The 13526-nt window shown below is 72.6% G+C and carries 10 protein-coding genes and 1 riboswitch; of the genes, 5 read left to right on the top strand and 5 right to left on the bottom strand.

Annotated features, from left to right (window positions below; translation table 11 throughout):
* Nucleotide 1: 1 nt before the first annotated feature.
* Nucleotides 2-1249, top strand: coding sequence for a Bcr/CflA family efflux MFS transporter (locus tag ABTW64_RS13260; RefSeq protein ID WP_350623168.1), 1248 nt, complete (start codon nucleotides 2-4; stop codon nucleotides 1247-1249).
* Nucleotides 1250-1276: 27 nt separating this feature from the next.
* Here ABTW64_RS13260 and ABTW64_RS13255 read toward each other — a convergent pair whose 3' ends face one another.
* The 3 genes from ABTW64_RS13255 to ABTW64_RS13245 form a co-directional block, all read right to left on the bottom strand.
* On the bottom strand, nucleotides 1277-2449 hold the full coding sequence (locus ABTW64_RS13255; protein ID WP_350623165.1) for a 4-hydroxybenzoate 3-monooxygenase: 1173 nt from the start codon (nucleotides 2447-2449) through the stop codon (nucleotides 1277-1279).
* Between the two features lie 134 nt (nucleotides 2450-2583).
* Nucleotides 2584-3336, bottom strand: a complete 753-nt coding sequence (locus ABTW64_RS13250; RefSeq protein ID WP_350623163.1) for an IclR family transcriptional regulator — start codon at nucleotides 3334-3336, stop codon at nucleotides 2584-2586.
* Nucleotides 3337-3512: 176 nt separating this feature from the next.
* Nucleotides 3513-5369 (bottom strand): phosphoenolpyruvate carboxykinase (GTP), encoded by a 1857-nt coding sequence (locus tag ABTW64_RS13245; RefSeq protein WP_350623161.1) that lies wholly within the window; start codon nucleotides 5367-5369, stop codon nucleotides 3513-3515.
* 128 nt (nucleotides 5370-5497) lie between these two features.
* Here ABTW64_RS13245 and ABTW64_RS13240 point away from each other — a divergent pair, with 128 nt between their 5' ends.
* Nucleotides 5498-6952, top strand: coding sequence for a helix-turn-helix domain-containing protein (locus ABTW64_RS13240; protein WP_350623159.1), 1455 nt, complete (start codon nucleotides 5498-5500; stop codon nucleotides 6950-6952).
* An 84-nt stretch (nucleotides 6953-7036) separates the two neighbouring features.
* Here the strand turns inward: ABTW64_RS13240 and ABTW64_RS13235 are convergent, their stop codons facing one another.
* Together ABTW64_RS13235 and glyA are read right to left on the bottom strand one after the other, a co-directional pair.
* Complete coding sequence (locus tag ABTW64_RS13235; protein ID WP_350623157.1) at nucleotides 7037-7918, bottom strand: bifunctional methylenetetrahydrofolate dehydrogenase/methenyltetrahydrofolate cyclohydrolase; 882 nt, start codon at nucleotides 7916-7918, stop codon at nucleotides 7037-7039.
* 9 nt (nucleotides 7919-7927) lie between these two features.
* Nucleotides 7928-9202 (bottom strand): serine hydroxymethyltransferase, encoded by a 1275-nt coding sequence (gene glyA, locus ABTW64_RS13230; RefSeq protein WP_350623155.1) that lies wholly within the window; start codon nucleotides 9200-9202, stop codon nucleotides 7928-7930.
* Between the two features lie 33 nt (nucleotides 9203-9235).
* Nucleotides 9236-9319: riboswitch (ZMP/ZTP riboswitch) on the bottom strand.
* A 234-nt stretch (nucleotides 9320-9553) separates the two neighbouring features.
* Here glyA and ABTW64_RS13225 point away from each other — a divergent pair.
* The 3 genes from ABTW64_RS13225 (at nucleotide 9554) to ABTW64_RS13215 (ending at nucleotide 13513) form a co-directional block, all read left to right on the top strand.
* Nucleotides 9554-11368, top strand: coding sequence for a sigma-70 family RNA polymerase sigma factor (locus ABTW64_RS13225; RefSeq protein WP_350623153.1), 1815 nt, complete (start codon nucleotides 9554-9556; stop codon nucleotides 11366-11368).
* A gap of 193 nt (nucleotides 11369-11561) precedes the next feature.
* The gene (locus ABTW64_RS13220; protein ID WP_350623151.1) at nucleotides 11562-12740 is read left to right on the top strand and encodes a hypothetical protein; all 1179 of its coding nucleotides are present in this window, start codon (nucleotides 11562-11564) and stop codon (nucleotides 12738-12740) included.
* Nucleotides 12740-13513: an alpha/beta fold hydrolase gene (locus tag ABTW64_RS13215; RefSeq protein ID WP_350623149.1), complete on the top strand. Its 774-nt coding sequence runs from the start codon at nucleotides 12740-12742 to the stop codon at nucleotides 13511-13513. Before ABTW64_RS13220 ends, ABTW64_RS13215 begins: the two co-directional genes overlap by 1 nt.
* The last annotated feature ends 13 nt before the right edge of the window (nucleotides 13514-13526 follow it).

The raw sequence follows: 13526 nt of genomic DNA, 5'->3' as shown, positions 1-13526 counted from the left end.
CGTGGCGGACCGCTCCGCCGCGGTGGCGCCGACGCGGCCCGAGCTGACGCCGGGTCTGCTCGCGGCGCTGGGCTTCGTCGGCATGGCCGGAGCGTTCTCGACCGACCTGTACCTTCCCGCGTTCCCGAGCCTGCAGGCAGACTTCGAGGCGACGCCCGCGGCGGTGCAGCTGACGCTGACCGCGTACCTCATCGGATCGGCGGTCGGGCAGTTCCTGATCGGCACGATCTCGGATGCGCTCGGACGCCGCCGCACGCTGCTGATCGCTCTCGGGGCGTTCACGGCCGCGGGCTTCTGCGCGGCGGCGGCACCGTCGCTCGGCTGGCTGGTCGCGCTCCGCGCCCTGCAGGGCCTCTCGGGCTCGGCCGGCGCCGCCCTCGCGCGGGCGTGCGTCGCAGACCTCGCCGAGGGCGAGCGGGCCGCCCGAGGCATCAGCCTCCTGATCGGGATGATGGGGCTCGGGCCGATCTTCGGCAGCCCGCTGGGCGCGCTGCTGACCTCCTGGGGCGGCTGGCGCGCCGCGCTGACCGGCCTGGCGGTGATCGCGGCGATCATGTTCGCCGTCGCGCTGATCGTGATCCCCGAGAGCCTGCCGCCCGATCGCCGGCACCCTGCCCGCGTCGGCCGACTGCTCGGCAACCTCGGGCGGCTGGGCCGCGACGGCGCCTTCGTCGCCTACGCGCTCGCCTTCGCCTTCAGCTACGGGGCGCTCATGCTGTACATCGGCTCGTCCTCGTTCGTGGTGCAGCGCGTGTTCGGTGCGTCGCCCATCACGTACTCGCTCGCGTTCTCGGGCGGTTCCATCGCGTTCGTGGCCGGAGCATGGGTCAACGGACGGCTCGTGCGCCGGATGGGGGCCGCCCGCGCGCTGCGGGTCGCGCACGTCGCAGCGCTCGCCGCGGCGGGGGCCCTGCTCGCGCTCGCCCTCACCGGCACGCTGTCGCTGTGGACCTGGGTGCCGCTCGTGTGCGTCTTCACCGCCGGATGCGCCGCGTCCATGTCGGACGCCTCCGCCCTCACGCTGGGTCGAGCCGCGTTCGCGGCCGGGGGCGGCTCGGCGGCGCTCGGGCTGTTCCAGTTCTCGCTCGGCGCGGCCGCGTCGCCGTTCGGCGGGCTGTGGGGCGACGACACCGCTGTCCCCACCGCCGCCGGCATGGCGGGAGCCATCCTGCTGGCGCTCATCGCGTCGATGCTCGGTCGGGCCTGGGAGCGGCGGCGCGCAGCGCCTGAGGCCGTCACCCCCGCGTGATCGCGCCCGCGCGGGGTCGGCGCCGCGTCACCGCGCGAGCGGCCACCCCGTGTACGCCTCGGCGAGGTACGCGCGGCCGTGCTCCGACTCGACGACCGATCGCAGCTCCCCCACCTGGCGGCGCCGGTCGAAGTCGCTCGCGTCGGGTGACACGTGCAGCATGCTCGTCATCCACCACGAGAAGTGCTGCGCCTTCCAGATGCGCTCCATGGCGCGCTCCGGGTAGGCATCCAGCAGGCGCTCGTCGCCCTCGCGCAGCAGCGCGCGGAGCGCATCGGCCAGCAGCACGACGTCGGCGACCGCGAGGTTCATGCCCTTCGCGCCCGTCGGCGGCACCGTGTGGGCCGCGTCGCCGACCAGCACGACGCGACCGCGCCGCAGCTCGTGCGCGACGAAGCTGCGGAAGCGCAGCACATCGCGCTGGAAGATCGGCCCCTCGTTCAGGGTCGTCCCCGGCACGCGCGCCTGCAGGATGTCCCACAGCTCACGCTCCGAGAACGCATCCGGGTCGGTGTCGGGATCGCACTGGAAGTACATGCGCTGCACGGTGGCGCTGCGCTGGCTGATGAGCGCGAACCCGTCCGGGGCGTTGCTGTAGATGAGCTCGTGCGCCGAGGGCGCGGCCTCGCAGAGCACACCGAACCAGGCGAACGGGTACTCGCGGAAGTATCCTCCGTGCGCTCCCGTCACCGCCGCGCGGGTCACCCCGCGCGAGCCGTCCGCCCCCACCACGACGTCGGCCTCGATCTCGATCCGCTCGCCGTCGGGCCCCGTCGCGATCACCCGCGGCCGCTCGGTCTCGGCGTCGTCCACGGCGACGGCGCTCACCCCGAAGCGCAGGTCCTGGCCCGCAGCCAGGCGGGTGGCGATGAGGTCCTTCAGCACCTCGTGCTGCGGGTACAGCCAGACGCCGCGCCCCACGGTGGCGGCGAAGTCGATGCGGTGCCCCTCGCCCTCGAAGCGCAGCTCGATGCCGTCGTGGCGGCTGCCGGCCGCGAGCACGCGGTCCGAGGCGCCGGTCTCGTGCAGGATCTCGACCGTCCCCTGCTCCAGGATGCCGGCGCGGATGGTCGTCTCGATCTCGTCGCGGGTACGGGAATCGATCACGATCGAGGCGATGCCGGCCTGCTCCAGCAGGTGCGACAGCAGCAGACCGGCGGGTCCGGCTCCGACGATCGCCACGGCGGTGCGTTCGGTCATGGTCGTCTCCTTCGACGGCTCGGAGCATCAGGGCTCAAGGCGGGCGGACGGGCATGAGCGCCCGTCGGCTGCCTCGAGTCTTCCGAGCGCCGCACGTGGAGAGCGATCTGTTTCCTGTTGAACGGGAAGCGAGCTCAGTCTTCCGGACCGGCGAGGACTCGGCCGACCGCGGCGGCGGCGCGGCGCAGCTCGTCCACCGCACCGGCCGTCGGCGCCTCGCGCGGCAGCACCACCGAAAGCGCCGCGATCACGTCGCGCCTCTGCCGGATCGGCACGGCGATGCCCGTGGACACCGGTTCCACGAAGCCACGAGCCACCACGAGCCCCTCACGGCGGATCCGTGCCAGGAGCGCCTCGAGCTCGCGTGGGTCGGTCACGGTGTCGGGGGTGACGGCCGCCAGCGGCGACGCGAGCACCCGCTCGCGCAGGCCGGCGTCGGCGAACGCGAGCAGCACGAGCCCTGACGACGACGCGTGCAGCGGCAGACGCCCCGCGATGCGCGTGATGTTCGAGACGGCGTGCGGATGCGAGAGCCGCTCCAGGAACAGCGCCTCCCCCTGCTCGAGCACCGCGAGCTGCGTGTGCTCGCGCACCCGCGTCTGCACGCGCTCCATGAACGGCAGGGCGGCCTGCCGCAGCCGCAGCGCGCGCGAGCCGCGTTGCGCGACCTCCCACAGATGCATGCCGAGCAGCACGCGACCCGAGTCGTCCCGGTCGAGCAGGCCCGTGGCGACCAGCTCGCCGACCAGGCGGTGAGCGGTCGAGGTGGGCAACCCCGCGCGTCGCGCGATGTCCGACGGCGTCTGCGCGCTGCGATCGGCGTCGAAGGTCTCCAGCACGCGCACGATGCGCTCTGCGACGGATTCGCCCGAGGTCGAGTTGGCCACGGCATCAGCCTCTCAGACCGGCGGGGCCACAGCGTCCCCTCCCCGCGGTCCACCGCCGGGATGTGAACGGCCCGCCCCCGGATCGGAAGAGAGGGGCGGGCCGTTTCTTTGTCGCGACGATCCGGGGCGAGTGCGGCGCCGGTTCCGGATCGATCGCGGCGAAGGACCGAGTGCGGTCAGTCCTTCGCTGCCTGGAGGCGAGAGCGGAGCGCGTCCAGCTGCGCTCGCAGCTCTGCCGGGGTCTTGTCGCCGAAGAGGTCGTAGAACTCCTCGGTCAGGTCGGCCTCTTGCAGCCACGCCTCGGTGTCCACCGAGAACAGCTCGTCGAGGTCCTCCTGCGGCACGTCGAGGCCCGTCAGGTTCAGCGAGCCGGGCGCGGGCACCAGGCCGATCGGCGTCACGACGGCCTCCGCGTCGCCCTGCAGGCGGCGGACGATCCAGTCGATCACGCGCGAGTTGTCGCCGAAGCCCGGCCACAGGAAGCGACCGTCCGCCCCGCGGCGGAACCAGTTGACCTGGTAGATCTTGGGCAGCTGCGAGGCCAGACCGCCCATCTCGAGCCAGTGCGCGAAGTAGTCGGCCATGTTGTAGCCGCAGAACGGCATCATGGCGAACGGGTCGCGGCGCAGCTCGCCGACCTTGCCCTCGGCGGCTGCCGTGCGCTCCGACGAGATGTTCGAGCCGATGAAGACGCCGTGCTCCCAGTTGAAGGCCTCGACCACGAGCGGCACGTTGGTGGCGCGACGTCCGCCGAACAGGATGACGTCGAGCGGCACGGCCTCCTCCCAGTCGTCCGCGATCGAGGGCGCCTGGGCGGCCGAGACCGTGAAGCGCGAGTTCGGGTGCGCGGCCGGACGACCCGAGTCGGGCGTCCAGTCCTCGCCGCGCCAGTCGATCAGGTGGGCGGGCGCCTCGTCGGTCAGGCCCTCCCACCAGACGTCGCCGTCGTCGGTGAGCGCGACGTTCGTGAACAGGACGTTGCCCCACAGCGTCTCGACGGCGGTGACGTTCGTCGACTCGCCGGTGCCCGGCGCGACGCCGAAGAAGCCGGCCTCCGGATTGATGGCGTACAGGCGCCCGTCCTCACCCGGACGGATCCAGGTGATGTCGTCGCCGAGCGTCTCCACCTTCCAGCCCGGGATGGTGGGACGCAGCATCGCGAGGTTGGTCTTGCCGCAGGCCGACGGGAAAGCGGCCGCCACGTGGTAGGCCTTGCCCTGCGGGTCGATCACGCGGATCAGCAGCATGTGCTCGGCCATCCAGCCGTGATCGCGGCCGAGAACCGAGGCGATGCGCAGCGCGTAGCACTTCTTGGCCAGGATGGCGTTTCCGCCGTATCCCGACCCGAACGACCAGACCTCGAGAGTCTCGGGGAAGTGCACGATGTACTTCTCGGCGTTGCTGGGCCACGCGACATCCTGATCGCCGGTCGCGAGAGGTGCGCCGACCGAGTGCACCGTGCGCACCCAGGGCGTGCCCTGCGCGATGAGCTCGGTCACCTCGACGCCGACGCGGGTCATGACCTCGATCGAGGCCACCGCGTAGGGGCTGTCGGTCAGCTGCACGCCGAGCTGCGAGATCGGTCCGCCGACCTTGCCCATCGAGAACGGCACGACGAACATCGTGCGGCCCCTCATCGAGCCTTCGAACAGCGGCCGCAGCGTGGCGCGCATCTCATCCGGCGCGGCCCAGTTGTTGGTCGGACCGGCGTCCTCCTGCTTCTCCGAGCAGATGAACGTGCGCGACTCGAGACGCGCGACGTCACCCTCGTCCGAGCGAGCGAGGTACGAGTCCGGGCGCTTCTCGTCGTTCAGCTTGATGAGCGTGCCGTCCTCCACCATCTGCGCGAGCAGCGCCGCGTTCTCGGCGGCCGAGCCGTCGACCCAGTGGATGCGGTCGGGCTGCGTCAGCGCGGCGATCTCCTCGACCCAGGCGACCAGTGCGGCCATTCCCGGTCCTTCGACGGCAGGCTGGGCGCCGTACGCGTCGAGCGGGCTGGTCGCGCGGGCGGTGGGGGTCTCGATGATGGCCATGCGTTATTCCTAACCGTCTTTCCCAAAGGGGGGAGGTGCCGGGGGCTCAACCAGCATCTCTCCGCAGAAGCACGAGTTTCACTGATCCAGAGGCAAAAGAATCCCGATTCTTTAGATACGATCAAGGAATGACCCCTCGGGACGATGCGAAGACCGGACTCGAACTGAAGACACTCGGCCACCGCATCCGGCACTACCGCCTGCAGCAGGGCTTCACGCTCGACGAGCTGGGCGCCGCGGTGGGCGTGGCGGGCAGCCAGCTGAGCCTGATCGAGAACGGCAAGCGCGAGCCCAAGCTGTCGCTGCTGCAGGCCATCGCCGCCGCAACGCATACGGCGGTCACGGATCTGATCTCCGGCGAGCCGCCGAACCGCCGCGCGGCCCTCGAGATCGAGCTCGAGAAGGCGCAGTCGAGCTCGGTCTTCCGGAGCCTCGGAATCCCTCCCATCAAGGTGACGAAGACTCTGCCGGACGAGACGATCGAGGCCATCCTCGGCCTGCACCGCGAGCTGCAGCGCCGCGAGAGCGAGGCGATCGCCACTCCCGAGGAGGCGCGCCGCGCCAACACCGAGCTGCGCCTGCGCATGCGTGCCCTGGACAACTACCTGCCCGAGCTCGAGCAGCTGGCCGAGAAGCAGCTCCGCGCCGCCGGCCATTCGCAGGGCGCCCTGACGCACCGCACCGTGAGCATCATGGCCGAGCAGCTGGGCTTCGAGCTGATCTACGCGAACGACCTGCCGCCTTCGACGCGCTCCATCACCGACCTCGAGAACGGCCGGATCTACCTGCCGCCGGCGTCGATCCCCGGCGGTCACGGCCTGCGTTCGATGGCGTTGCAGGCGATGGCCCACCGCCTGCTGGGGCACCAGCCGCCCACGTCGTATGCCGACTTCCTGCAGCAGCGGCTCGAGATCAACTACTACGCGGCCTGCTGTCTGATGCCCGAGGCCAACTCCGTCGCCTTCCTGCAGCAGGCCAAGAAGGATCGCAATCTGGCGGTCGAGGACTTCCGCGACGCGTTCGGCGTCACGCACGAGGCCGCGGCGATGCGGATGACCAACCTGATGACCCGGCACCTCGGCATGCCGCTGCACTTCCTGCGCGTGGGAGACGCCGGTCAGATCGAGCGCGTGTACGAGAACGACGCGCTGCCGCTGCCCGAGGACGTGACCGGCGCGGTGGAGGGTCAGATCGTGTGCCGCAAGTTCGCCGCGCGCGACGCGTTCGACCAGCAGAACCGCACCACCGAGCACTACCAGTACACCGACACCCCGGCCGGCACGTTCTGGTGCTCGACGCAGACGGGCACGGCCGAGCGCGGCGGCTTCTCGATCACGGTGGGCGTGCGCTTCGACGACGCCAAGTGGTGGCGCGGCCGCGAGACGCACAACCGCGAGATCTCCACGTGCCCCGACGAGAGCTGCTGCCGCCGGGCACCGGCCGAGCAGTCGGCGCGCTGGCGCGACCGCGCGTGGCCGAGCGCGCGCGTGCACACCCACATCTTCGCGCCGCTCCCCCGCGGCCGCTTCCCCGGCGTCGACGAGACCGCGGTCTACGAGTTCCTCGACCGCCACCAGGGCTGAGCCGGCCGGCGCTCCGCGCCGGCGTCGGTTCGACGAGGGCCCGCGAAGCGGCGCCCGAGGAGAACGACGCGCGAGCGAAGCGAGCTAAGAAAGACTGCGCTCGGCGGCCTCGACGACGTTGGTCATGAGCAGCGCGACGGTCATCGGGCCCACCCCGCCGGGGTTGGGCGAGAGGTAGCCGGCGACCTCGGCGACATCGGGATGCACATCGCCGTACACCTTCTGCTTGCCCGTCTCGGGATCCTCCTCGCGGGTCACGCCCACATCGAGCACCGCCGCCCCGGGCTTGACGTGCTCAGCCTTCACGAGGTGCTTCACCCCCGCGCCGGCCACGATCACGTCGGCCTCACGCAGATACGGACCCATGTCCGGGGTGCCGGTGTGCACCTGCGTCACGGTGGCGTTCACGTCCCGGCGGGTCAGCAGCAGCCCCATCGGACGGCCGATCGTCACACCGCGGCCCACGACCACGACGTGCTTGCCCTTCAGGTCGTACCCGTTGCGGGTGAGCAGCTCGATGCACCCGCGCGGCGTGCACGGCAGAGGCGTCGTGATCGGCTCGTTCACGTTCAGCACCAGGCGGCCGAGATTGGTCGGGTGCAGGCCGTCGGCGTCCTTGGCCGGATCGATGCGCTCCAGGATCGCGTCGGTGTCGAGGTGCTTCGGCAGCGGCAGCTGCACGATGAACCCGTGGCACGCCGGGTCGGCGTTGAGCTCGTCGATCAGCGCCTCCACCTGCTCCTGCGTGGCATCGGCGGGCAGCTCCCGCTGGATCGAGTTCATCCCGATCGCCTCGGACTGCTTGTGCTTCATCCCGACGTACAGCTGCGACGCCGGATCGGCACCCACCAGAACCGTCGCAATGCCGGGCGTCACACCCTTGTCCTTGAGTGCCGCGACACGCTGCGCGAGCTCTTCCTTGATCGCCTTCGCGGTGGCGACACCATCCAGCTTCTCTGCGGGCATGCCCAGACCTTACTCGCCGAGACCCGGGTAGAGGGGGAAGGCCTCCGCCAGGCGGGCCACCCGCTCGCGCAGGGCCGGGATGTCGGCCCCGGGCTGCAGGGCGAGCGCGATCACGTCGGCCACCTCCGTGAACTCGGCGTCGCCGAAACCACGGGTTGCGAGCGCAGGGGTGCCGATGCGCAGGCCCGACGTGGTCATCGGCGGGCGCGGGTCGTTCGGCACCGAGTTGCGGTTCACGGTGATCCGGATGTCGTGCAGCAGGTCTTCGGCCTGCTTTCCGTCGATCGCCGCGTCGCGGAGGTCGACGAGCACCAGGTGCACGTCTGTCCCGCCCGAGCGGATCGCGATGCCGGCGTCCTTGACGTCCTGCTGCGACAGGCGGTCGGCGAGGATGCGAGCGCCACGCAGCGTGCGCTCCTGGCGGTCCTTGAAGGCGTCGGTCGCCGCGAGCTTGAACGCGGTCGCCTTCGCGGCGATCGCGTGCATGAGCGGGCCGCCCTGCTGGCCGGGGAACACCGCGGTGTTGATCTTCTTCGCGATATCGGCGTCGTTGGTCAGGATGAAGCCCGAGCGCGGGCCGCCGATGGTCTTGTGCACGGTCGACGACACGACGTGGGCGTGCGGCACCGGGTTCGGGTGCAGGCCCGCCGCCACGAGGCCCGCGAAGTGCGCCATGTCGACCCAGAGCAGCGCGCCGACCTCGTCGGCGATCGCGCGGAACGCGGCGAAGTCGAGCTGGCGCGGGTAGGCCGACCAGCCGGCGATGATGACCTTGGGCTTGTGCTCGAGGGCGAGTCGCCGCACCTCGTCCATGTCGATGAGCGAGGTCTCGGCGTCGACGCCGTACGCCACGATGTCGTACAGCCGGCCGGAGAAGTTGATCTTCATGCCGTGGGTCAGGTGACCGCCGTGGTCGAGCGACAGGCCAAGGATGGTGTCGCCGGGGCGCGCGATCGCGTGCAGCACGGCGGCATTGGCCGACGCCCCCGAGTGGGGCTGGACGTTCGCGAAGGCGGCGCCGAACAGCGCCTTGGCGCGCTCGATCGCGAGCTCCTCTGCGACGTCGACCTCCTCGCACCCGCCGTAGTACCGGCGGCCCGGGTAGCCCTCGGCGTACTTGTTGGTGAGCACGGAGCCCTGCGACTCGAGCACCGAGACGGGCACGAAGTTCTCGGAGGCGATCATCTCGAGGAACCCGCGCTGGCGATCCAGCTCGCGCTGGAGAACCTGCGCGATCTCGGGGTCGACCTCGACGAGAGGAGCGTTGAACAGCGGATCGGTCATGCGATCTCCAGACGACGTTCGGGATGGGAATCTCGCATCGGCCCAGGCGTGCGGTCGAATGCCGTCTCGGTCGCTCCCCGGTGGTTCACCACCTCAACGCCAGTCGCGACGACGCCAAGTCTAGCGGGTGGAGCCTACCGCCCGTCCCGCCCGCTCAGCGCCGACCGTGCACGAGAGACGGCGGAGCGCATCCTCCAGGATGGGCAGCTCGGGCATTCCTACCCGGGCACCGCTGGCGCGAAGGCAACCGTCATAGGACAATGGCGATATCTCGCGCCGTTCCCCATGCGGCCGAGCCGTCGGGTCGTCCCGGATCCGCCACCCCCGCCGCTCCCCCGAAGCGAGAACGCCGTGCACCAGCCCACCGAACGGCCCCCCTCCGACGCGGATCTCGTGCTGCGCTCGCGCTCGGGCGACACCGAGGCATTCGGCGAGCTGTGGGCGCGCCACTACGCGGCGGGAGCGCGCGTGGCGCGCGCCGTCACATCGGCCATCGACCCTGACGACCTGGTGCAGGAGGCGTACACCCGCGTGTTCCAGGCGGTGCAGCGCGGCGGCGGGCCGAGCGGGCCCTTCCGCGCGTATCTGTTCACGGTGATCCGCAACACCGCGGCGTCGTGGGGCCGCGCGCGCCGCGAGACCGCCATCGACGAGCTCGAGGCGGTGCCCGATCCGGCCACGACCGACGAGGCCGGGCAGGAGGCCTTCGACCGCAGCCTGACTCATCGCGCCTTCCTCAGCCTGCCGACCCGCTGGCAGGAGGTGCTCTGGTACACCGAGGTCGAGGGACTGAGCCCCGCCGAGACGGCGCCGTTGCTGGGCGTCAAGGCCGGCGCCGTCAAGCAGCTCGCCTTCCGCGCCCGCGAGGGGCTGCGCGAGGCGTGGATCCAGGCGCACATCTCGTCCCTCACCGCGGAACGCGACGCGGCCGACTGCCACTGGGCCGTCGCGCACGTCGGAGCCCATGCGCGGGGAAACCTGGCCGTCCGCAACCGCACGCGTCTTGAGGCGCACCTGCGCGGCTGCGACCGCTGCGCGCTGGCCGCCGCCGAGGCCGAGGAGGCGGGCAGTCGTCTCGCCCTCGCACTGCTGCCGCCGTTGATCGGCGTGACCGCGGCGTCCGCGCACCTGGCGACGCTGCACGGCGCGCAGAGCCCGATCGCCACGGTCGCAGCGATGCCGTCGCGCGTGCTGGAGGGCGCCGTCGTGGCCGCGAGCGAGGGCGGCCCCAGCACTCTCCCCGCCGCCGCACCCCTCCCCACCGCCTCGATGCCCGCCGCCGCGGTGCCCGCCGCATCCATACCCGCGTCGATGCCGGCCGTCGTGCACGCGACCGGGGTCGGCGCGGCCACCCCGCTCGCGGCGGGCGTCGGCTCCGCCGGCCTGTCGGCCGTCGGGCTGCTCGGCCTGGGCGTCGCCTCGGCTGGCGTCGCCGGTGCCCTGCTCGTGGCGGCGATCATGCCCGGACCGACGGTCGCGCTGCCCGCCTCGTCGACCGCCGCGGAGGCCGCGACGCCGGCCGATGCCGCGCGCGCGCCGACCTCGACGGCGGCGGCGCGGCCGACCGCGTCCGACGCCGCTCGGTCGTCGTCCACCGCGCCCGTGGAGACGGCAGACTCTGCGGCGCACGCGTCGCCCCCCGCACCGACCGCGAACGCGCTCACCGGCAGCACGGCGCGGCCCTCGTCCGCGCCCGTCTCCGCCCCCCACGCGTCCACCCCCTCGGTGGCGCCGAACCCGGCGGGCACGCCCGACAGCACCGCCTCTGCGCCCGGCGCCTCGAGGCCCGGCGCGTCTGCCCCGACCGGCTCTGCCCCGACGGAATCTGCCCCGACGGAATCAGCGCCGACGGAATCAGCGCCGACGGAATCAGCCCCGGACGCCTCCGTGCCCGGCGCCTCGCGACCGAGCGCACCCGCGCGGCCCACGCCGCCGCGCGCTGAGACGCCGACGCCCCCCGGTCCCCCGCCGCAGGCGGAGAACCCGGGCGGGAACTCGCAGGACGGAGGCGCCGAGGCCCCTCCGGAAGGCGGGCAGACCGGTACGGCCCCCGACGGCGGCCTGCGGGTGCAGCTCGACATCGCGGGCATCGGCGTGGGCGTGTCGATCGGTGGGCCGGGCGGACTGCTCGGCCTCGATGTCGATCTCGGATCCTCCTCGGGCTAGCGGAACCGGCGGCCACGCCCGCGCGCCCGCCGCGCGCGAGACGCACCGGCTCCCGGGCGCCGACTGGCACCACGAGCGGGAGGTCCGGAAGAATGGGCCGCAGGGGAGGCTGCTCGGCGCGCCCGGATCCGGCTCCTCGACCGTCTCCCCGCCACCCGACCGGCATCGTCCCGGTCCGACATCGAGCAGAGATATGAGCACGAACGACCGCACCGACGTCGGCGAGGCGTCCCACGCAGACGCCGTGAAGCCCGCCGCCACGGCGAGCGCCTGGACGATCGGCGGTCTCGTCGCCGCCGGCGCGGCCGCCACGGCCATCGCTCTGGGCCTGGTCACCGCGTCGCTCGGCACCGGCGGGCGCGCTCCGCTCACGGCGGCCGACGCGCGCGGCGGCTCGACTCCCCCGGTCGCGCAGGTCGAGGCGGCCCCTGGCCTGGTGGAGGCGACCCTGTTGGAGCCGACCCAGGACGGGCATGCTCCCACCGAGCCCGACCTCGCGCCTGTAGAGCCGCAGCCCACGCTGCCGCAGCCCCCGCTGACCGCACCCGTGCCGCGGCAGTCGAACCCGGCACCGGACCTCCCTGCGCACGCCTCGTCGATCGCCTCCACGCCGGCACCCGCCGCATCCCCCGCGCCGGCTCCGGAGACCGCCCCCGCCGAGGCCGCACCGCTGTCGATCACGTCGGCCGAGCAGGTGTCCGATGGCGCGGTCGCTCTCGGAATCAGCGGGGAACCGCATCGCGAGGTGCGGGCCTTCGCCGACGGTCACGACACCGCGGGCCCCGGCATGTCGGCCGGTGCGCCGCTCGCGCTCGCGATGGCGGCTCAGGAGCCGCTGGCCACGGTCACTCTGCGGGCCGACGGCACGGGCGTCCTGCTCATCGCCCTCACGCACGAGCAGGCGCTCGCCGACGTGAGCATCGAGGTCCGCTACGTCGGAGACAGCGGCGCTTCCGCTTCACGCCGGCTGAGCGAGCTGTGGGGCCTGCGCGACGAGCTGCTGGGCCTGGTGACCATCCCACAGCCGCCCGCGACCGCCCCGCCCGACGCCGCGCTCACGCCGCCGACAGACTCGACGTCCTCGTCGGATACGTCCGACGACCCGTCTACCCAGACCGAGCCCGCTGCTCCCCCGCAGCCCGTCTCCCCCGGTCCGGTCCCCCCGCTCGACGCTCCGGTCCCGCCGCTCGACGCTCCGCTGCCGCCGCTCGACGCTCCGGCTCCGCTGCTCGGCGCTCCGGCTGCGCCGCTCGGCGAGGAGCCCGCCGCCACGATCGCGCGCCCCGGGCTCTCCGCCGACGTCGAGACGCTCTCGGCCCCCGATGTCGTGGCGACGCCGATCGCCGCCGACGGCGAGATGACCGGCGACTGATGCGCGGCTGGACGCAGAGCGCCGCGCGCGCCGCCGATGGCACCTCGATCGCGTACTGGACTGCAGGCGAGGGAGATCCGCTCCTCCTCATCGCCGGGCAGGCCGTCGATCACACGTCGTGGCGCATCTCGGTCGACCTGCTGCAGGATGACCGTCGCGTGATCGTGTTCGATCATCGCGGCGTGGGGGCCAGCGGCCTCGGGGCGGCCGACCGCTACGAGACGCGGCTCTTCGCCGAGGACGTGGTCGCGGTGCTCGACGACGCCGGGGTCGAGCGCGTCGACGTCGTGGGGCATTCGATGGGCGGTCGCATCGCGCAGTGGCTGGCGATCGATGCGCCCCAGCGCGTGCGCCGGCTGGTGCTCGTCTCCAGCACCCCAGGAGACGCGCACGGCTCGGCGCGCACGCCCGCTGCAGACGCCGCGCTGCGCTCGGGCCGGCCGGCGCGCATCGCCGAGGTGTTCTTCACCCAGCACCCGGCGTGGTTCACGCATCTGCTCGCCGTCGGCGACGACCCCAATGCGCGCGGCCGTCACTTCCGAGCCAGCCGCCGCCACGACAGCCTCGACGAGCTGCATCGCATCGCGGCTCCCACGCTCATCCTGCACGGCGAGCACGACGAGATCACCCCGCTCGATCATGCGCGCCTGCTGCACGACCGCGTCGCCGACTCGGAGCTCGCTGTCGTTCCGAACGGACGGCACGGCATCCTGCTCGAGGGCGGGCCCGCCGTGCGCATCGCCGACCGGTTCCTCGGCGCCACGCGGCGTTGAGCGCCGCGCCGGA

This window comes from Microbacterium sp. NPDC096154, assembly GCF_040302945.1.
GTDB lineage: Bacteria > Actinomycetota > Actinomycetes > Actinomycetales > Microbacteriaceae > Microbacterium.
The sequence above is the reverse complement of the archived record's forward strand: the minus strand, read 5'-3'. Positions and strand labels throughout refer to the sequence as shown.

Coding starts and splice junctions, on each gene's coding strand:
- ABTW64_RS13240 (WP_350623159.1), top strand. CDS start 5,498: ATGACCCCTCGGGACGATGCGAAGACCGGACTCGAACTGAAGACACTC.
- ABTW64_RS13220 (WP_350623151.1), top strand. CDS start 11,562: ATGAGCACGAACGACCGCACCGACGTCGGCGAGGCGTCCCACGCAGAC.
- ABTW64_RS13255 (WP_350623165.1), bottom strand. CDS start 2,449: ATGACCGAACGCACCGCCGTGGCGATCGTCGGAGCCGGACCCGCCGGT.
- glyA (WP_350623155.1), bottom strand. CDS start 9,202: ATGACCGATCCGCTGTTCAACGCTCCTCTCGTCGAGGTCGACCCCGAG.
- ABTW64_RS13215 (WP_350623149.1), top strand. CDS start 12,740: ATGCGCGGCTGGACGCAGAGCGCCGCGCGCGCCGCCGATGGCACCTCG.
- ABTW64_RS13245 (WP_350623161.1), bottom strand. CDS start 5,369: ATGGCCATCATCGAGACCCCCACCGCCCGCGCGACCAGCCCGCTCGAC.
- ABTW64_RS13235 (WP_350623157.1), bottom strand. CDS start 7,918: ATGCCCGCAGAGAAGCTGGATGGTGTCGCCACCGCGAAGGCGATCAAG.